We start from the raw sequence: 20,431 nt of genomic DNA, 5'->3' as shown, positions 1-20,431 counted from the left end.
CCTTTCATTATGTTTACTAATGTACGATACCAAGTGCTGTAATAATGATGTCAATGATTTTAATACCTATAAATGGTACAATCAAACCACCGACACCATATATAAGCATATTTCTTTTTAATATGGTTTCTGAACCTAAAGGTCTGTACTTTACGCCTCTTAGTGCAAGAGGTATAAGTGCCACTATAATAAGGGCATTAAATATGATGGCAGAAAGTATTGCACTTCCAGGTGTTTGTAAATGCATAATATTTAGCACATTCAACACAGGGTATGTTGTTGAAAAAATTGCAGGTATTATTGCAAAATATTTTGCAATATCATTTGCGATACTAAAGGTTGTAAGTGAACCACGGGTCATTAAAAGTTGTTTACCTATCTCAACAATATCGATTAGTTTTGTTGGGCTTGAGTCAAGGTCAACCATATTACCAGCTTCTTTTGCTGCCTGTGTACCGGAATTCATTGCAACACCAACATCTGCTTGTGCTAATGCCGGAGCATCGTTGGTACCGTCACCTGTCATTGCAACAAGGTGTCCTTTTGATTGATAATCTTTAATCAAAGCCAATTTTGTTTCAGGGGTTGCTTCAGCCACAAAATCATCAACACCTGCTTCTTTTGCTATTGTTGATGCGGTAAGAGGATTATCGCCTGTTATCATGACGGTTTTTATACCCATCTTTCTTAGTTCGGCAAAACGCTCTTTAATACCGCCTTTTACAACATCTTTTAGATGTATGACGCCGAGGACATCTTTCCCTTCAGCGACTACTAAGGGAGTCCCTCCGCTTTTAGCTATCTTATTTACAGTATCCAAAACATTCTGAGGCATTGTTCCGCCAAGTTGTTCTACATAATTTTTAATAGCATCAGATGCTCCTTTGCGGATTTCTCTATCCTTTATGTTAATACCGCTCATACGTGTTTTTGCGCTAAAGGGGATAAATGTAGCCTCCGCTTCCGACAAATTACGCCCCCTGATACCGTATTTATCCTTAGCAAGTATTACAATGCTTCTGCCTTCCGGGGTTTCATCAGGCAGAGAGGAAAGCTGTGCTGCATCTGCTAACTGTTCTGGTGAAACGCCATCTGCAGGTATAAATTCACTTGCCATACGATTGCCAAATGTAATTGTACCTGTTTTATCAAGGAGAAGTACATCAACATCACCGGCAGCTTCAACAGCACGTCCGGACATTGCAAGGATATTTCTCTTAACAAGCCGATCCATACCTGCTATTCCTATCGCACTTAAAAGACCTCCGATAGTAGTTGGTATAAGGCATACAAGCAGAGCGATTAATGTAGGTACTGATACCCTTGTGCCAGAATATAAGGCATAAGGTTCTAATGTCACCGTTACAAGAAGAAAGATTATAGTAAGTCCTATCAGTAATATGTTTAAGGCTATTTCATTAGGTGTTTTTTGGCGTTTTGCTCCCTCAACAAGGCTTATCATTTTATCAAGGAACGAATGACCGGGGTCAGAGGAAATTTGAACCTTTATCCAGTCTGATATTACCTTTGTGCCTGATGTTACAGAACTTCTGTCACCGCCGGATTCTCTTATGACAGGTGCGGATTCCCCCGTAATTGCACTTTCGTCTACAGAGGCAACACCTTCTATTACTTCACCGTCACCAGGTATGATATCACCGGTTTCCACAAGTACAATATCACCCTTGCGAAGGCTTGAACCTGAAACAATTTCTATTTTTCCAGCAGGTGTTAATTTTTTAGCTTTAACATCCTTTCTCATTTTTCTTAAAGTGTCAGCCTGTGCTTTTCCACGACCTTCTGCCAATGCTTCGGCAAAATTTGCAAATATTACGGTAAACCACAGCCAAATGGATAATTGTATTTCAAAAAAGGCAGTTGCGGTTTTTCCATCATAATAATCCCTTAATGTGATAAGGGTTGTTAAAATTGCACCTATTTCAACAATAAACATAACAGGATTATGAAATTGAATCTTTGGATTTAATTTTTTGAAGGATTCTTTAATTGATGTTAGCAAAAGATTTTTGTCTATTTTTGGATGTTTCTGCACTTCTTCATTTACCATAACTTATGCCTCCCATTAAAATAATTTTCCTGTCATCATTAAAAGATGTTCCACGATTGGTCCAAGTGCGAGTGCAGGGAAGAATGTCAATGCACCTACAATAAGTATTACCGCAATGAGCAGGAATGAAAACAACGGCGTATCGGTAAAAAACGTACCTGAACTTACAGGAATTTTCTTCTTCTGGGCCAAATTTCCTGCGATTGCCAAGACAGGTATAATAACACCAAAACGACCTATCAGCATTGCAAAACCCGTCGAAATATTATAAAAACATGTATTCGCATTAAGACCGGCAAAAGCACTGCCGTTGTTGTTTGAAGTAGAGGCAAATGCATATAGAATCTCGCTTAACCCATGGGGACCGGGATTTAATATCGAAGAAGTTCCCATTTTTGTTACTGCTGCAATGGCACTGAAAATCAACACTGATGCAGCCGGCATGAGTACAGCCAAGATTGACATTTTCATTTCCAATGATTCAATCTTTTTGCCAATGTATTCAGGTGTACGTCCTACCATAAGACCAACTATAAACACCGTTAAAAATACAAATATCAGCATTCCATATAGTCCTGCCCCAACACCTCCAAATATAACCTCACCAAGCGTCATTTGAAGCATTGGTACAAGACCGGCAAGCGGAGTAAGGCTGTCATGCATCGTATTTACTGCACCGCAGGAGGCTGCTGTTGTAACCATTGCAAAAAGAGATGAATTTGCTATGCCAAATCGGACTTCTTTTCCCTCCATTGCCGAAGGTCCTGATATATTCAGATGAGCTATGGCTGGATTTCCAAACCTTTCAGCACTGTATGTTGTACCAAGCATTATTATAAATAAAACTAACATTGCACCGAAAATAGCCCAGCCTTGCTTTTTGTTTCCTACCATTTTACCGAAAGTATAGGTTAAAGCAGCCGGTATTGCAAGGATTGACAGCATTTCTATTAAATTTGTTAGCGGAGTTGGATTTTCAAATGGATGTGAAGAATTTGCGCCAAAAAAACCTCCGCCATTTGTTCCCAAAGTTTTGATGGCTTCCTGTGAAGCTACCGGACCCATTGCGATTGTCTGGCTGTTACCGCTTAATGTATGAACCGTAATATAAGGTGATAAATTTTGTATAACCCCCTGTTGAACCAAAATCAATGCAAAAACAAATGAGATTGGAAGGAGGATGTATATGACACTTTTGGTAAGGTCAACCCAAAAATTTCCGATAGTTTTTGTAGTATGTCTGACAATACCCCGTATTAAGGCGATTACAACCGCTATACCAGTTGCTGCAGATACGAAATTTTGAACTGTCAAACCCATCATCTGTGTAAAATAGCTCATGGTAGATTCACCGCCGTAAGCCTGCCAATTTGTATTTGTCATAAAGCTTACAGCCGTATTAAATGAAAGGTCAGGAGCTACAGCACCAAATTTTTGAGGATTAAATGGGAAAAATACTTGCCATCTTTGAAGGAAATATAAAAGAGTAAATCCAAATAAATTGAACAATATAACAGCTATTGTATATTCCTTCCAATTCATTTCATTTTTTTCATCAATACCGATTATACGGTATATGAGTTTTTCTATTGGTTTTGCTATTGGGTCAAAAAATGTTTTTTTATCTGTAAAAACATTTGCCATATAGGTGCCAAGAGGAATTGTTACAGCAACTAATAAAATTATAAAGATTAGCATTTGAATAATATCCATATTTTTACCTCCTTAAAATTTGAAAATTAATTTTTTTCTTATATATCTTCTGCTTTGAATAATGCATACACTAAGTATATAAACATTGCCACTGCAATAATACCCCCGACTATGAATTCTATATCCAATTTTTATCACCCTTTCTATTTCTGTTATTAACTATTATTATATTCTTTTTAAAAAAATTCTCAAATATATATACATTATATTTAAAAGATTATCTTGCTTATTAAAGGCGATTATTCCAAACTATGTCTCTATTAAGATATTTTACTCATGTTTTCTTATTTAAATACAACAAAATGTTATTGACTTTAAAGTATTACAATTTTATACTATGAGTATAACATAAAGTAAAAATTGAAAAGGAGTTATTATGTTTAAAACATTAAAAGGTAAGATATCTTTTTTATATTTAATACTTGTATTGCTTATTGCTGTTGTTGGATCAATCTCAATTTTTCACTTTTATAAATTAGAAAAAACAATTGACGGACTTTTGGCTAATAGGTATAAAAGTATACAGGCGGCGACAAATATGAGGGGGATAATAGATAATCAAAATAGTGCCTTACTTATTTATATATCTATTGATCAGGATAAAGGCATAGAGTTATTTAATGAAAATACCGGTGAATTTATTAAGTGGTATAATATTGAAGCAAACAGCATAACGGAGCCCGATGAAAAGAAAATAGCGGAGAATATAAATAATGATTATAACAATTATATCAAACTATTTTCAAAATTGCAGGAAATAAGAAACACTGAGGGTACTAAAAGAGCTGTTGATTTTTATAATTCAAGTATAATACCTAATCTTAATAAAATAAAGGATGAGATAAAAACTCTATCACAGATGAATGAAGCCGCAATGTTTAAGGATGAAGAAGCAGCCACTAAATTCGGACAAAGTTCTCTGTATTTAATAATGGAGCTTTCGGGATTGGCAGTTATTGGAGGATTTTTGATGTCTGTTTATTTTATAAATCGATTTTTAAGACCTTTAAATAAATTAACAGATTCAATAAAAAATGTTAAAGCAGGGAATCTGGATTATAAGATAGATATAGAAACTAAGGATGAAATCGGTGAACTTTCCATTGAATTTTATAATATGACAAAGCGTTTGCAGCAGTATGAACAAAGCACGCTTGGGAAATTAGTAAGCGAAAGAAACAAGTCAAATGCTATTTTGATGAGTATTCCCGATCCGATAATAGTGATAGACAATGATTATAAAATTACCATGATTAATAAGGCTTGTGAGAAGTTCTTTAATGTATCAAGCGAAAAAGCGATAAACAGGCATTTTCTTGAGATAATAAGGAATTCACAAATTTTCGAATATATTGTAAATGTATTAGAAAAAAATGAAACAAATAAAGAAAAAACCGTATTATTTAAAATAAATAATGAATATTATTTCAATGTGATTGTAACGAAATTGACTGATACAGATGAAAATACAAATGGGGCGGTAGTTGTTCTAAATAATATTACACATTTAAAAAAACTTGAAAAAATTAAAAGCGATTTTATAACAATTATTTCGCATGAATTCAAAACTCCCCTTACATCCATAATAATGGGAACCAGTATGATATTGAATGAAAGTTTGGGTGAAATTAATGTTGGTCAGAAAAATGTAATAAATACGATAAAGAAAGAAAGCGAAAGGCTCTCAACACTTGTTGATGAACTTTTGCAGTTATCTAAGCTGGAATCAGATAAGGCTGTCTTTAAGATACATCCATGTGCCATTGATGTAATAATTGACAGTTGTATAAAGCCTCTATATGAAATTGCAGAACAAAAAGATGTGAAGTTATACTATGAAGCAGATGAAAATCTGCCAAAGGTTATGGCAGACCCCGAGAAAATAGCATGGGTAATAAATAATCTTATTACAAATGCACTGAAATATACCTATGCGGGTGATGAAATATGTGTGAGTGCGTTTGTAAAAAATCAAAAAATGTATGTATCTGTTAAAGATACAGGTGAAGGAATACCGGAAGAATATGCCGATAAGATATTTGACAAGTTTGTTCAGGTCAAAGGTCAGGATACTGAAGTAAGAGGAACCGGTTTAGGGCTTTATATAGTTAAAGAAATTATTAAAGCACATGGTGGAGAAATATGGTGTGAAAGCAAAATAGATGAGGGCAGCAAATTTACTTTTTATTTACCGTTAGCTTAAAAGGGCAAGTTAATAAGTACTTGTATGGATTTAGGAAAGAAAAGGGATGTGAGATTACATGAAGCAAGTTCTGGTGGTAGATGACACTAAAAGCATCAGAATGCTTTTAAGCACATGTCTTCAAATAGAAGGATATAAAGTTGTAACTGCGAGAGACGGCTATACGGCACTTAATTTATTTGATAGAGAAATCTTTGATTTGGCATTTCTTGATATAAAAATGTCTGAGCTTAGTGGTACCGAAGTATTGAGAAGAATAAGAAATAAAGCAATAACAACACCGGTTTTATAATGACAGCCTTTGGAACAGTTAAGAATGCGGTGGAATGTACAAAAATGGGTGCTGTTGAATATTTAAAAAAGCCCTTTACCGCAGAAAGAATAAAAGACATTTTAAAGAAGATGGAAATCTCAAATATTGATGGTGGTTTTAATGATGAATTTGATAAAATGATTGAAGATATAAAAATATATATTAAACAACAACAATATATTAAAGCAATTGAGCTGTTAAAGAAAGCAATTTCATTAAGACCCTCAGATTACAGGGTTTACGAACTATTTAGTATTGCTTATAAATGTATAGGCAATTTAAATGAAGCTGAAAAATTTCACAATGCTTGTAAAGAATTTAAAAAATAAACAGTTTATGTTGAATTCAGCATAAACTGTATAAAACCATACCGCATATAGGCGGAACGGTAAGATTATCATTTTCAATTTTCCAATTACCTTTATCAAGGGGTTCAATACCCGAATGCATATCATCTACAACAACCATCCAATTACTGTGCGGAAGTTTAATATTTATATTATTTTTGTTGGGATTATATACAACGGCTATATTGCACCAGCTGTCTCCCAGAGGTTTTCCTGACAAGACAAATGCCACTGTATTTGCAGGGCTTTCAATAAAATACAGATTCCTCCTTACATTTTCTGCATCATTAATTCTAAAAGCCGGGTGATGCCTCCTTAGATTGATAAGACCTTTATAATATTCAAATACATCTTTATATTTTGCTTTTCTCGACCAATCTATTTGATTTATGGCATCACCGGAATTATAAGTATTATTAATTCCCTGTTTTGTACGGAGCATTTCTTCACCACCTTGAATAAAGGGGATTCCTTGTGATGTGAGAATTATCATATTACAGAGTTTATCCATTTGAATACGTGTTTTTTCGGTGTCTTCCGGATTGCTTTTTGCAATCTTATCCCACAATGTTAAATTATCATGGCATGAAACATAATTTATCGATTCGGATGGGTTTAATGCAAAATCCCATATTACATCATTGTATTTTATACTTCCAACGACACCGCGCTTTATTTCATTTTCAAGTCCTATCTTACCTGTTGCAAAGCCCCTTGAATCATCGTCAGGAAAACCCTTTATGGTATTTCTTATATTATCATTATAAACCGAAACCGAAAGACCATACTGCCTGCCTTTAACAAATTGTTTATCAGGGGATAATGCGGATTGACCTCCTGCCCAAGGTTCACCATAAATCAATATTGAAGGGTCAATATTATGTACAATTTTTTCGATTTCTTTTATTGTATCAATATCGTGTAATGCCATAAGGTCAAATCTAAAACCGTCAATATGGTACTCTGTAATCCAATATTTAAGGGAATCCAGTATCAATTTTTTCATCATGGGTCTTTCCGAGGCTGTTTCATTACCGCAGCCGGAACCATTTGAATAACTGCCGTCAGGGTTATGGCGGTAAAAATATCCCGGTTCTACCATATCGAAGATGGATTTTCCTGTGATGAAGGTATGATTATAAACAACATCCATTATAATCCGTATTCCTGCCTTATGAAGAGCTAATACCATTTCCTTTGCCTCTTTAATACGTGCTGCCGGATTAGTCGGGTCTGTTGAATAAGAGCCTTCCGGCACGAAATAATGGTAAGGGTCATATCCCCAATTATATGTGCCTGCCAAGGTACAGGCAGGAATATCCTTTGGAATAAGATGAGGGGTGTATCCCCAATCGTAGTTTTCTTCTAATTCATTGACACTTTCAAAATCCTGTATCGGCAATAGATGTATATGTGTTATGCCAAGTTCTGTCAGATGAGAAAGTCCTGTTTTAATACCATCAGGTCCGGTTGTATTAATTTCGGTAAATGCCAAATATTTTCTTTTATTTTTAATACCCGAATCCGGGCTTGCTGAAAAATCCCTTACATGCATTTCATAAATAATGGCATCGGTAGGCTTGTCAAAAGGAGGTTTTATGTCATTATCCCATCCCTCGGGATTTGTTTTGGAAAGGTCAATTACAACACCTGTTGTTCCATTTACGGTAAGAGCTTTTGCGTAAGGGTCAACTGTTACAACAATATTTTTGTTTCTTATAATTTTATATGTATAGCTTACATTATCAAGATTTCCATCTATATAGATGTACCATGTGCCGTTAATATCCTTTTTCATATCATAATCTTCTATTAGGTCATTTTTATATAATTGTAAAACAACTTTATCTGCTGTGGGTGACCATAACCGGAATCCTGTACCCTTATATCCATAATTTGCTCCAAGGTCATTGCCTTCATATACAGGGTAATTTTCATAATCGATCAATCTTATATCGGCAAGCATCTCATATCAACTCCTTGAAATTGATTATATATTAAATATATTTTATTATCAATTGTATTTGTTTATTCTTTAAAATATTTTTTGATACAAGAAGGAATTTGTAAATTATTGTAGAATTATATACTTGATACAGAAATTTTTCAAAAAATTTTTTATCGAGACATGTTATGGAACATTCATATGTTAATATAAAAATGGGGGTGTTGAAATGCGGGTAACATTAGAATTTACCGGTGATAGAAATCTTTATCTTCCACTACAGTACAATCATATAGTACAGGGATTTATATACAATCAGATGACAGACAGCGATTTCAGTGAATTTTTACATGACGAAGGATTCAAATATGGAGAAAGGCGGTTTAAGTTATTTACGTTTTCAAGGCTTGAGGGTGAATTCAGAATCATAAAAAGGGAAAATAAGATTGTGATAAAGCCGCCTTTCAGGCTTACTATTTCATCGCCGATAGATGAATTCATATTTGATATTTCTAAGAATATGTTCAGGAAAGACTTCTGCAGCTTTGATAATCAGAGATTTCAACTGAATTCGTTAAACATTGCAAATCCGCCGATATTTAAAGATAAAACAAGGATAAAGTTTTTGTCCCCGGTTGTGATGTATACGACAATTGAGGAAAAGGGGTTAAAATACACGTATTATTATTCACCTTGGGATGAAAAATTCTCTGCATTGCTCTTAAATAATTTACTAAAAAAATATGAGCTTATTTATGGGGAAAAGCCAAAAAACCCGTATTTTAAACTTCACCCCCTGTGGGATGAAGACAATCGGTACCGAAAGATAATGAAGTACAAAAATAGTGTTGTAAAAGGCTGGATGGGTATATATGATGTGGAATGCAATCCGGACTTATTAGAAACAGCCTATTATACGGGTCTTGGCTCTAAAAATCCGCAAGGCTTCGGCTGCTTTGAAATTATTTAGGGGGAGGTGAGACAATGATAAATGCGGTAAAAGACTTGGGAGAAATGGCTATTAATGCAGAAAATAAGGGACTGATAGATGTTCTTTTGGAAGACCCAAATGCGAATGGTAGATATAACAATTTAATTACTATAAATTTCAATATTGATAAAAAATTTTTATTTAATGGTGTTAAGATAGAACAATATGAAAAATCGAAATTAAATAGATATCTCTTTACAAGTGGCGGCGGAAATGGACCGGGATATACACCGACAGCAAAGATAACAGAACCGGAAAAGACCTTTAATATCAAGATAAAAAATTGGTTCAATAAAATACTTAACAATAAAAGCATCAAGATAGATAAAAAAGATAAAGCTATTTTAAAGAAACTAAATAAGCTGTTGGATATAAACGGCAGTAAAATTATCGAAGATATAAAGAAATTTAGAAGCGAATTTCCCAAAAAAGAAGGTCTTTTATTAATGCTTAAATTTGAGGTAAATGGGCAATACAAATACATTGGAGATTGCCCGCTTTTCAGGGATTTGCTTTTAAAAGCGGATAGTGAAAAATACATGAAATTATACGCTGAAGATAAGGTTTGTTCTATATGCGGTGAAAAAAGAGATTTAGTATTTGGTAAAATTGACACGTATGCATTTTACACCATAGATAAAATAGGATATATCGCCGGTGGATTCAATGAAAAGGACTCATGGAGGAATTATCCTGTATGTCAAGAATGCCGGCTTGCTCTTGAAGAAGGCAAAAAATATATAGAAACAAATTTGGCATTTAGGTTTTATGGTCTTAATTATCAGCTGATACCTAAATTTTTGATAGGTAAAGAGCATGTCAAAGATGATATATTCGATATATTTAAAGATACGAATAAACTTATATCACTTAAAAACAGCACAAAAAAGAGAGTTCTGACAGATGAAGACGACATTCTTTATTATTTAAAAGATGCTGACGATACGATGACATTAAATTTCTTATTTATAAAGAAATCAAATTCGGCTGAACGAATACTTCTTTTGATAGAGGATGTTTTCCCGTCACATCTGGGAGAGGTATTTAAAGCGAAAGAAAAGGTGGATAAGATATTTAGGGATAATTTTACATTTAAGAATATTCGCAACTTTTTTTCAAAATCCGATTCTAAGAAAAGAAGCAGTGACCTTGATGAGTACTTCCTTGATGTAACAGACAGGGTATTTAAAGGAAAGTCATTTGACTTGACATTCCTTTTAAAATTTATAATGAAAAGGGTGAGAGAGAAATTTGTAAATAATGAAAATTATAATTTTGCAATAGCCGATGGCATGATGATGGTCACATTCCTTGAAAAGCTAAAACTTATAGAAATGGAGGTTGAAGATATGGAAGAAAGAATATTTGATGAGGTGTTCACAAAGTATGGGGAAGATTTCAGGACGCCTTTAAAGAGAGGGCTTATCCTTCTTGGAGCACTTACTGAGCTTCTTTTAAGGAAGCAATACAGTGATAGGAAAGCAAAACCTTTTATGAAGAATCTGAAGGGACTGAAAATGACTGAAAAGGATATAAAAGGGCTTTTGCCAAAAGTGCAAAACAAGCTTGAAGAATATGATTCCTTTGACAAAGGCAAGAGGCTTCTTGCTAAAGAGGCGTCAAATTATCTTTTGACAGCAGGCGATGACTGGCATATGCCAGTTGATGAAATAAACTTTTATTTTGCCTGTGGAATAAATTTAGCAGATGATTTTGCGAATATTATTTATAAAAAAGAGGAGGAAAAATAAATGAGCAATATAATAAATAACCGTTCAGAAATTTTATTTCTTTATGATGTATGCTATGCAAATCCAAATGGTGATCCGGTTGATGAAAACAAGCCCAGGATAGATGAAGAAACAGGGCTAAATATTGTAACCGATGTAAGACTAAAAAGGACGATAAGGGATTATCTAAACAATTTTAAAGGTTTGGAAGAGCAAATATTTGTTAAAGAAATTGTAAAAGAAGATGGTAAACAAAAGACACGCGAGGAAAGAATTGAAGAAGAAGGTATAAAAGAAGTAAAAGATGTTCAAAAACTTATAGAAAAGTATATAGACTTAAGGCTTTTTGGCGCTACAATTGGTTTAAAAGGGAACAAAAGTAAGAGAAGTCAAAAAAATGAAACAGAACAAGTAGAGAGTAATGGAAAAGGGACATCAATTACGTGGACTGGCCCGATACAGTTTAAATACGGCAGGTCACTGCATAAAGTAAATATTACATATATAAAAGGTACGACTGTAATGCCATCTGGAGAGGGTAGAGAGCAAGGCACGTTTACAGAAAAATATCTATTACCATACTCATTAATAGCCTTTTATGGCATAATAAATGAAAATGCCGCAAAAAATCAAAATATACCACTGACAGAAGAAGATGTGGATTTGTTGCTTGAAGGAATGTGGAATGGCACGAAAAACCTTATGTCAAACTCAAAAATGGGTCATATGCCAAGGTTTTTACTTCAGGTTATTTACAAAGAAAAGAACTATCAGATGGGTGAGCTTGATAAAAGAATAAAATTCCTTCATGATATAGAAGATGAGGAGATAAGGGATATAAAGGATGGTAAAATTGATATAACCGAGTTGGCAGAGGGTTTAAAGAGGCATAAGGATAAGATTGAATCAATTAGATTTATTGCAGATGAAAGAGCAGTATTTGCTGTAAATAATAATGAATGCATGATTGATGATGTATTAAAAGATTTTGCGGTAGAAAAGATAGAAGTCTGAAATAAATTCTGACATCTGATTTCCGATTTCTGTTACAGAAAGGAATGTATGTTAAAATGGATGCTTTGATATTTGATGTATTTGGGGATCTGGGACACTTTAGAAAATTCTATACAACCTCATCCCCACTTACCTTCTCATTTCCTCCGCCGCCAACTGTAAAAGGCATGCTGGGGGCAATAGCGGGAATAGATAAAAAGGAATATTTAAATGTATTTAAATCCGAATACTGCAAGATTGGCATAAAAATTATGAATCCTGTTAAAAAGGTAAGGATGGGATTAAACCTGATTAACACAAAAGATAATTATTGGATACCATACAAGAAAAAAAATCATGAGGCAAGAACACAGGTAAAAACGGAATTTTTGAAAAATCCTATGTTCAGGATATATTTTACACATGTGGATAATAATCTATTTGATGATATATCGAACAAAATAAAAGCACACAAAAATGTCTACACATTGTCGCTGGGATTAAGCGAAATGATAGCAGATTACCGCTTTATTGATTTATGTAATGTAAAAGAAGTAGGCGACTCAGAAGTATCTATACAATCAATATTGCCTATAGACCATATTGTAGACGACGAAATAAAGTTTGAAGACGGCAAAAAATATTTTAAAGAGAAGATACCTGTTGATATGAATGACGAAAGAATCGTATCAAGCTATAAGGATATCATATATGAAATTAGTGGCAAAAGTATAAAATCCCATGTCAAGAAATGCTGGGAGGTAAACGGTGATGAGTATATCATATTTTTCTGATTTATATTCGCATCCGGGGAAATACCTTGAGAAGCATTTGATAGGATGCTCAAGATTGGTGGATAAATTCATAAAAGAAAGTGATACAAACCTTATGGCGAAGAATATATTGCCAAGGGTTACATCTATAATATCCCTTTGCCACGACCTTGGGAAATCAACAAGTTATTTTCAAACATATTTGGATGCCAAAGCAAACGATAAGAAGAAATTCAAAGGAATGAAGGAAACACATCATTCACTGATATCTGCAGTCATATGCTATTTTATTGTAAAAAATGAAGTGGAGAAATATAATTTGGAAGATGATGAAAGGATGCTAATTCCTTTCATCTCTTATATCGTCATTAAAAAGCATCATGGGAATCTTGATGATATAATGAATGAGGCTGCAATAGAAGATGAAGATATAGAAACAATGAAGAAGCAGCTTGAAAGCATTGATATGAATAGATTTAAGATATTAAACGAGAACCTGAATAGTATGGGGTTAAATGCAGATTTGAATAAAGAAAATGTATATACGTACATCACCCATATTAAAGAAGAATTAAGATATTTAAGGCGTATTCTAAGAAAGATTGACAAAAGAAAAGATATTTCAAAATACATATATATAAATTATGTATTTTCATTGCTTATTGATTCTGATAAAAGCGAAGTAGTTGTAGGTGATAATGTAGAACGAAGAGAAATAAACCTGCCAGGAGATATTGTTGACAACTATAAGAAGGAGCTTTCATATAAAGAAAATAAGATGAATATCTTAAGAGAAAATGCATATAAAGAAGTAAATGATAAGATTGATACAGGAAAAAAGATATTGTCGATAAACCTTCCAACTGGCTTAGGAAAGACTTTTACAACTATATCATATGCATTAAAACTTAGAGAAAAGATTTTGAAAGAAAGTGGAATAAAATACCGCATAATTTATTCATTGCCCTTTTTAAGCATAATTGAGCAGAATGCACAAGAATTTGAAAAAATATTAAAGGCAAATGGAATAAACTTAGATTCTGACACACTATTGAAACATCATCATCTATCAGATGTAAAATATCGAAAAGATAATACAGAATTTGAAACAGACCAGGCGAAAATAATGATAGAAGGCTGGAATTCTGAAATAATTGTGACTACCTTTATTCAGTTTTTCCACACGATATTATCCAATAGGAATAAATCCTTGAGGAAATTTCATAGAATAGCTAATTCTATAATCATACTTGATGAAATACAGTCTATTCCCTTTCATTATTGGCTTTTAATGAAGGAAATATTAAAGGCAGTTACAAATGAACTTAATTCCTATGTTATTTTTGTTACAGCAACACAGCCATTAATATTTAAAGAAGATGAAATATATTCTCTTGTTGAAAAACAAAAGTATTTTAAAGAAATGGATAGGGTAAAAATATATCCAGTGTTAAAGAATGATATGACATTAACAGAGCTTAGCTGTAAGTTTGATTTAGATGATGGTAGAAGCTATTTATTTATACTCAATACGATTAAATCAGCACAGCAATTCTATGATATGATCAAAGAAAGGGTGCCAAACGAAGAAATAATTTACATGTCGACACATGTATTACCCTTTGAAAGACTTAAAAGGATAGAGAAGAAGATTAAAGATGGGAAGGGAAGAATTGCTGTCACAACACAGCTTGTAGAAGCAGGTGTCGATATTGACTTTGATGTAGTTGTGAGGGATTTAGCACCGCTTGATTCCATAAATCAGTCTGCGGGTAGATGCAACAGAAACTGGGAAAACGAAGGTGAGGTAAAAGGTGAGGTATATGTTGTTTCATTGATAGATGAGAACTGCAAAAGATATTCTTCACATATTTATGATAAGGTCCTATTGAATATAACAAAGGATATTCTTTCAAAATATGATTTTATTGAAGAAAATGAATTTTTAAATATCGTTGAAAAATATTACTGTGAAGTATCGAATAAAATGTCATCAGATAAAGCCATTGAAATGCTAAATGCCATATATAAACTGAAATATGATAGTGATGATGGCACAGCAGCAATAACCAAATTTAAACTTATAGAAGAGGGATACTACAAAGTTGATGCATTTATAGAGCTAAATAAAGAGGCAATTGAATTATGGCAAAAATATATTGATTTAAAAGAAATAAAAAATCTTTTTGAACGCAGAAATTTATTTAATAAATTTAAAGCAGACTTTTACAAATATACAATATCTATACCTGCAACAACAGAGAATATGCCGGCTGATGTAGAAGGATTCAAATATGTAAACAACGAATCCTTAAAAGAATATTACGATAAAGAAACAGGTTTTATTACAAAAGGAATTGTTACTATGTGGTAATGGGAAAATGTCGTCGACCTCCAATAACGTAAAAAATATGGGGGAGCGACGACATTTTCATTTATATTTTTTATAAAAAATATTGACTTAATTGTGCTTTATGCTATAATTAAGTTGTAAGGTTGATAGGCATGGGAAATATATAAAAAGAGATATGCTTTAATTTAGCCTTTTGAATGCGTTTTTAGCCTACCTATAAGGAATTGAAACCGGCATATACGTCTTTGCCGCTTTTAGGGTCCGGGTGTTTTTAGCCTACCTATAAGGAATTGAAACCCTGCCTGTCCAACGAATAAACTGTTCGAATTCGGGTTTTTAGCCTACCTATAAGGAATTGAAACTGCGCTCCGGATTGCCGCTGTAAGCCACCCGCGGTGACAGGTTTTTAGCCTACCTATAAGGAATTGAAACGATAACCTTTGGCCGCAACTTCTCTCGAATGTCCGGGTTTTTAGCCTACCTATAAGGAATTGAAACTAGCATACCGGCCCGAGGGACCTGGCGATGGAGTGAGGTTTTTAGCCTACCTATAAGGAATTGAAACCCGCAAGCGGGGGAACAGCCCGAAAAAAACTAAATGGTTTTTAGCCTACCTATAAGGAATTGAAACTAATAGAATTTTCAGTGGTGCCTGTTACAACAATCTGTTTTTAGCCTACCTATAAGGAATTGAAACAAATAAGTGTGGGAATAAAAGCAGCAAGTTTGTCTATGGTTTTTAGCCTACCTATAAGGAATTGAAACTCTTGTAGTTGTCCTTTGTAACTGCGCATCTATCTGTTTTTAGCCTACCTATAAGGAATTGAAACATTTGCCATCCTTCGCTTTCTTGTCCTGTTATTTCGTGTTTTTAGCCTACCTATAAGGAATTGAAACACTCTCTTTTTCTTTTGATATGAAAGGTGGTGAGCAGTTTTTAGCCTACCTATAAGGAATTGAAACGCTATCACAAGCGGTATCCCTATGAATGGAGCAATGAGTTTTTAGCCTACCTATAAGGAATTGAAACAGTTATAGCTGTTACAGTGTTTTAGCATACCAAAATAGTTTTTAGCCTACCTATAAGGAATTGAAACGTTAAAGGTTTGCCAAGCAATCTTTTAAAAAATGCGGTTTTTAGCCTACCTATAAGGAATTGAAACACAAAGCAGGTGGAGCGCAGGAAGTAGCAGAAAGCAGTTTTTAGCCTACCTATAAGGAATTGAAACCGTCACAACTGTCTTTTAGTGAGTCTCTGACTTTAAGTTTTTAGCCTACCTATAAGGAATTGAAACATTGAAAAGAGAGAACAAGAAGATAAAATCCCTTATGTTTTTAGCCTACCTATAAGGAATTGAAACACGGTATTTTTCTTATGCTTGTTTCTGTTTTAGGTTGTTTTTAGCCTACCTATAAGGAATTGAAACTGTAGAACCGCCGCCAAAAGATAAAAAGGAAATGCAGGTTTTTAGCCTACCTATAAGGAATTGAAACAAAAAATGTTTCCTGCATGTGATATAAGGACGGTGGGTTTTTAGCCTACCTATAAGGAATTGAAACTTTGGTATTATCGTTGTTTTTCTCGTTTTTTCTTCGTTTTTAGCCTACCTATAAGGAATTGAAACACAAGCGAAGTAGCCCGCCATAACGCCTCGTATTAGTTTTTAGCCTACCTATAAGGAATTGAAACGGAAAATGCAGAGGAAGAAGTTAAAGCAGGCAAGAAAAAAGTTTTTAGCCTACCTATAAGGAATTGAAACATTGTATAAAATCACGTATTACAAGGGTATACAAAGTTTTTAGCCTACCTATAAGGAATTGAAACGAAACAGGTTTTGGGTGTACTGTCCTGACAATATCGGGTTTTTAGCCTACCTATAAGGAATTGAAACCAAGCTGAAAGAATCGAAGCTAAAGGAGGTACAGAGTTTTTAGCCTACCTATAAGGAATTGAAACTATTTCCGAAAGAGTGGAGAGAAAAAAATCAGGAAAGTTTTTAGCCTACCTATAAGGAATTGAAACTGAATAAAAGCGAATTAGTCGGTAAAATAGCTGAAAGTTTTTAGCCTACCTATAAGGAATTGAAACTTTTCACTTACTTCAGTGATGTTGGTATGAACCCAAAGTTTTTAGCCTACCTATAAGGAATTGAAACGTTGTATATGAACAGGTTTGAATATGGTGCTGCTTGGGTTTTTAGCCTACCTATAAGGAATTGAAACGACAAAATATGATATATGATGGCGGATTTAAGATAGGGTTTTTAGCCTACCTATAAGGAATTGAAACGTAGCGAAGGTGTAAGAAGCGTCTGAATTATATATAGTTTTTAGCCTACCTATAAGGAATTGAAACGTAAATACAACCTCTTCCGCTTTTCAGCACTCTCCGTTTTTAGCCTACCTATAAGGAATTGAAACGCCGCTGATGCATTAGATGCTGCAGGTAATGCCAGTAGGTTTTTAGCCTACCTATAAGGAATTGAAACTTTTCTTTTTCTATTTCTTTTTCTTTTTCTTTTAGGTTTTTAGCCTACCTATAAGGAATTGAAACACTTCTAAAGGCATACAAAGAAGATATTTAGAAGCCAGTTTTTAGCCTACCTATAAGGAATTGAAACGATTTCAGCACCAAAGCCGCTGCTTTTCTTATATTTGTTTTTAGCCTACCTATAAGGAATTGAAACCAGGATTTTATGACGATAATAGAAGGACAAGGCAGAGGTTTTTAGCCTACCTATAAGGAATTGAAACTGCTCTGTCCTTCTTTTGCCAATTGCAATATATTAGTCGTTTTTAGCCTACCTATAAGGAATTGAAACATTTCTGTATAACATTTTGCCTTACTTCACGTATCGGAGTTTTTAGCCTACCTATAAGGAATTGAAACTAAATTTAGAAGCGTTTTTTTCGGCTTGAATAAATCGTTTTTAGCCTACCTATAAGGAATTGAAACCGATTTTCAGGAATGCCTTGAACAATTTGTTTATCAGTTTTTAGCCTACCTATAAGGAATTGAAACTTCCTTTGAAGCTTCCAGTGTTGATGGTAAAAGGAAAGTTTTTAGCCTACCTATAAGGAATTGAAACTTAACTTTGGTTTTTTTGATACTGGATAACATCCATAAGTTTTTAGCCTACCTATAAGGAATTGAAACCTGGAAAATTCATGTTCCACAAGGTTGGTGACAAAGGTTTTTAGCCTACCTATAAGGAATTGAAACGATGGTAAACACAAGACCAGCACTGGAACGGATGTAGTTTTTAGCCTACCTATAAGGAATTGAAACATGTTCAAAAAGTTGAAAATTTCATCAGGAATTCATGGTTTTTAGCCTACCTATAAGGAATTGAAACATGTGACTTTTGCCTTGGGCAGTGGAAGCATGACACCGTTTTTAGCCTACCTATAAGGAATTGAAACAGTGCCAAAGCAGCAACACCCCTGTCAGACAAGGTTGGTTTTTAGCCTACCTATAAGGAATTGAAACTTCCTTGAAAAATGCAGACAACGCGCGGCCTGTCAGAACGTTTTTAGCCTACCTATAAGGAATTGAAACTTTTCTTCACCATACTTGATGAACTCTTTGACATCCCAGTTTTTAGCCTACCTATAAGGAATTGAAACTTCAACCGTAACAGGAAAAGCCTTGTAAACAGCGGGTTTTTAGCCTACCTATAAGGAATTGAAACATGAACTTTTCATCAGTAATCATTTCCGCTGCATTCAGTTTTTAGCCTACCTATAAGGAATTGAAACATGAAAGGAAGGTGAAAATCATGGGTAGACCAAGAGTTTTTAGCCTACCTATAAGGAATTGAAACGTTATACAGCAAAAGCGACGCGGAACCCGACACCGGTTTTTAGCCTACCTATAAGGAATTGAAACTTAAACCATTTACCAGGGTTTCTATGGCCGTTATAGGTTTTTAGCCTACCTATAAGGAATTGAAACAGTTGCTTAGCGTAATATTCGTTATAGCCTTCCAGGGTTTTTAGCCTACCTATAAGGAATTGAAACTTCTGCCACGGTGAGGCTCTCGGGTGGTGAGAAGTTCGTTTTTAGCCTACCTATAAGGAATTGAAACCCCGCCGTTTGTATGCTTCGGGATCGTACCGGTAGTGTTTTTAGCCTACCTATAAGGAATTGAAACTATCGTGAAGAAATCCGGAGAGCGTACGGAGAGCGAGTTTTTAGCCTACCTATAAGGAATTGAAACTGCGCACCTTCATCGTACCTTTGCTTTCTGTCAGTCGTTTTTAGCCTACCTATAAGGAATTGAAACCAAGCTCGGGGCCCTCGCCTTCGTGGTCGTGTCCTTGTTTTTAGCCTACCTATAAGGAATTGAAACTATCGTGAAGAAATCCGGAGAGCGTACGGAGAGCGACCGGTTTTTAGCCTACCTATAAGGAATTGAAACATGTATTTCTGAATAGTAGGGAGCAGGTCGTACCTGTGTTTTTAGCCTACCTATAAGGAATTGAAACCTTGCTGAGCCTCGTCGGTTTCGTCGTCTTGGTTCCCGTTTTTAGCCTACCTATAAGGAATTGAAACACAAGGATAGCGAGACGGTGATCAAGCGAACCACGAGTTTTTAGCCTACCTATAAGGAATTGAAACACGGAAGTACCTTGCGCATTATGTGGGTGCGCGTGGCGTTTTTAGCCTACCTATAAGGAATTGAAACTCTAGTCTGGTCTACTCTGCCTCCGGTTGTTTGCTGGTGTTTTTAGCCTACCTATAAGGAATTGAAACAATGGGATGTGACCGAATATATCAAGTATGGTAAAGAGTTTTTAGCCTACCTATAAGGAATTGAAACAAACCTTGTTGAAGCGTGAACGCCGTATGATAATAGTTTTTAGCCTACCTATAAGGAATTGAAACGAGCAATTCTGTAAAGTAAATAAGGAGCAGAACATTAGGTTTTTAGCCTACCTATAAGGAATTGAAACGGAGGTAACGAAAATGGAATTAGATAGATGGATTGGTTTTTAGCCT

The 20,431-nt window shown here is 34.5% G+C and carries 12 protein-coding genes and 1 CRISPR repeat array (1 of these 13 cut by a window edge); of the genes, 8 read left to right on the top strand and 4 right to left on the bottom strand.

From position 1 onward, the window contains the following. Window positions 1-16: 16 nt before the first annotated feature. Genes kdpB through kdpF form a run of 3 tightly spaced genes read right to left on the bottom strand, consistent with a single transcriptional unit; the run spans window position 17 to window position 3,909 of the window. Entirely contained in the window at window positions 17-2,068 is a 2,052-nt protein-coding gene (kdpB, locus tag AC0LWJ_RS07885; protein ID WP_474237969.1) for a potassium-transporting ATPase subunit KdpB, read from the bottom strand. A gap of 15 nt (window positions 2,069-2,083) precedes the next feature. Continuing rightward, the gene (gene kdpA / locus AC0LWJ_RS07880; protein WP_474237968.1) at window positions 2,084-3,781 is read right to left on the bottom strand and encodes a potassium-transporting ATPase subunit KdpA; all 1,698 of its coding nucleotides are present in this window, start codon (window positions 3,779-3,781) and stop codon (window positions 2,084-2,086) included. Window positions 3,782-3,819: 38 nt separating this feature from the next. Further along, entirely contained in the window at window positions 3,820-3,909 is a 90-nt protein-coding gene (kdpF, locus tag AC0LWJ_RS07875; RefSeq protein WP_474237966.1) for a K(+)-transporting ATPase subunit F, read from the bottom strand. A gap of 248 nt (window positions 3,910-4,157) precedes the next feature. Between kdpF and AC0LWJ_RS07870 the strand changes: the two genes are divergently transcribed. The 3 genes from AC0LWJ_RS07870 to AC0LWJ_RS07860 are packed head-to-tail and all read left to right on the top strand — an operon-like array spanning window position 4,158 to window position 6,626. Beyond that, window positions 4,158-5,984 carry an ATP-binding protein gene (locus AC0LWJ_RS07870; RefSeq protein ID WP_474237964.1) on the top strand — a complete coding sequence of 609 codons (1,827 nt, stop codon included), beginning with the start codon at window positions 4,158-4,160 and terminating at the stop codon, window positions 5,982-5,984. Between the two features lie 58 nt (window positions 5,985-6,042). Further along, window positions 6,043-6,276, top strand: a complete 234-nt coding sequence (locus tag AC0LWJ_RS07865) for a response regulator (RefSeq protein ID WP_474237962.1) — start codon at window positions 6,043-6,045, stop codon at window positions 6,274-6,276. Further along, entirely contained in the window at window positions 6,276-6,626 is a 351-nt protein-coding gene (locus AC0LWJ_RS07860; RefSeq protein WP_474237960.1) for a tetratricopeptide repeat protein, read from the top strand. Before AC0LWJ_RS07865 ends, AC0LWJ_RS07860 begins: the two co-directional genes overlap by 1 nt. A 16-nt stretch (window positions 6,627-6,642) precedes the next feature. Here the strand turns inward: AC0LWJ_RS07860 and pulA are convergent, their stop codons facing one another. Next, complete coding sequence (gene pulA / locus AC0LWJ_RS07855; RefSeq protein WP_474237959.1) at window positions 6,643-8,610, bottom strand: type I pullulanase; 1,968 nt, start codon at window positions 8,608-8,610, stop codon at window positions 6,643-6,645. Window positions 8,611-8,818: 208 nt separating this feature from the next. Between pulA and cas6 the strand changes: the two genes are divergently transcribed. The 5 genes from cas6 to cas3 are packed head-to-tail and all read left to right on the top strand — an operon-like array spanning window position 8,819 to window position 15,450. Beyond that, entirely contained in the window at window positions 8,819-9,559 is a 741-nt protein-coding gene (gene cas6 / locus AC0LWJ_RS07850; RefSeq protein ID WP_474237957.1) for a CRISPR-associated endoribonuclease Cas6, read from the top strand. Window positions 9,560-9,573: 14 nt separating this feature from the next. Further along, window positions 9,574-11,331, top strand: a complete 1,758-nt coding sequence (locus tag AC0LWJ_RS07845; RefSeq protein ID WP_474237955.1) for a TIGR02556 family CRISPR-associated protein — start codon at window positions 9,574-9,576, stop codon at window positions 11,329-11,331. Further along, window positions 11,332-12,324, top strand: coding sequence for a type I-B CRISPR-associated protein Cas7/Csh2 (cas7b, locus tag AC0LWJ_RS07840; RefSeq protein WP_474237954.1), 993 nt, complete (start codon window positions 11,332-11,334; stop codon window positions 12,322-12,324). It abuts the gene before it with no gap. A gap of 44 nt (window positions 12,325-12,368) precedes the next feature. Next, on the top strand, window positions 12,369-13,097 hold the full coding sequence (gene cas5b / locus AC0LWJ_RS07835) for a type I-B CRISPR-associated protein Cas5b (RefSeq protein ID WP_474237952.1): 729 nt from the start codon (window positions 12,369-12,371) through the stop codon (window positions 13,095-13,097). Beyond that, window positions 13,075-15,450, top strand: coding sequence for a CRISPR-associated helicase Cas3' (gene cas3 / locus AC0LWJ_RS07830; RefSeq protein WP_474237951.1), 2,376 nt, complete (start codon window positions 13,075-13,077; stop codon window positions 15,448-15,450). The genes cas5b and cas3 overlap by 23 nt, the downstream gene beginning before the upstream one ends. Before the next feature lie 180 nt (window positions 15,451-15,630). After that, window positions 15,631-20,431: direct repeats of the CRISPR family, unit length 30 nt; unit sequence GTTTTTAGCCTACCTATAAGGAATTGAAAC (it continues 2,342 nt past the right edge of the window).

The organism is Aceticella sp. 75b-Ac (assembly GCF_056032965.2).
Note: the sequence above shows the minus strand (reverse complement) of the source record. Positions and strands in the feature narration are given on the sequence as shown.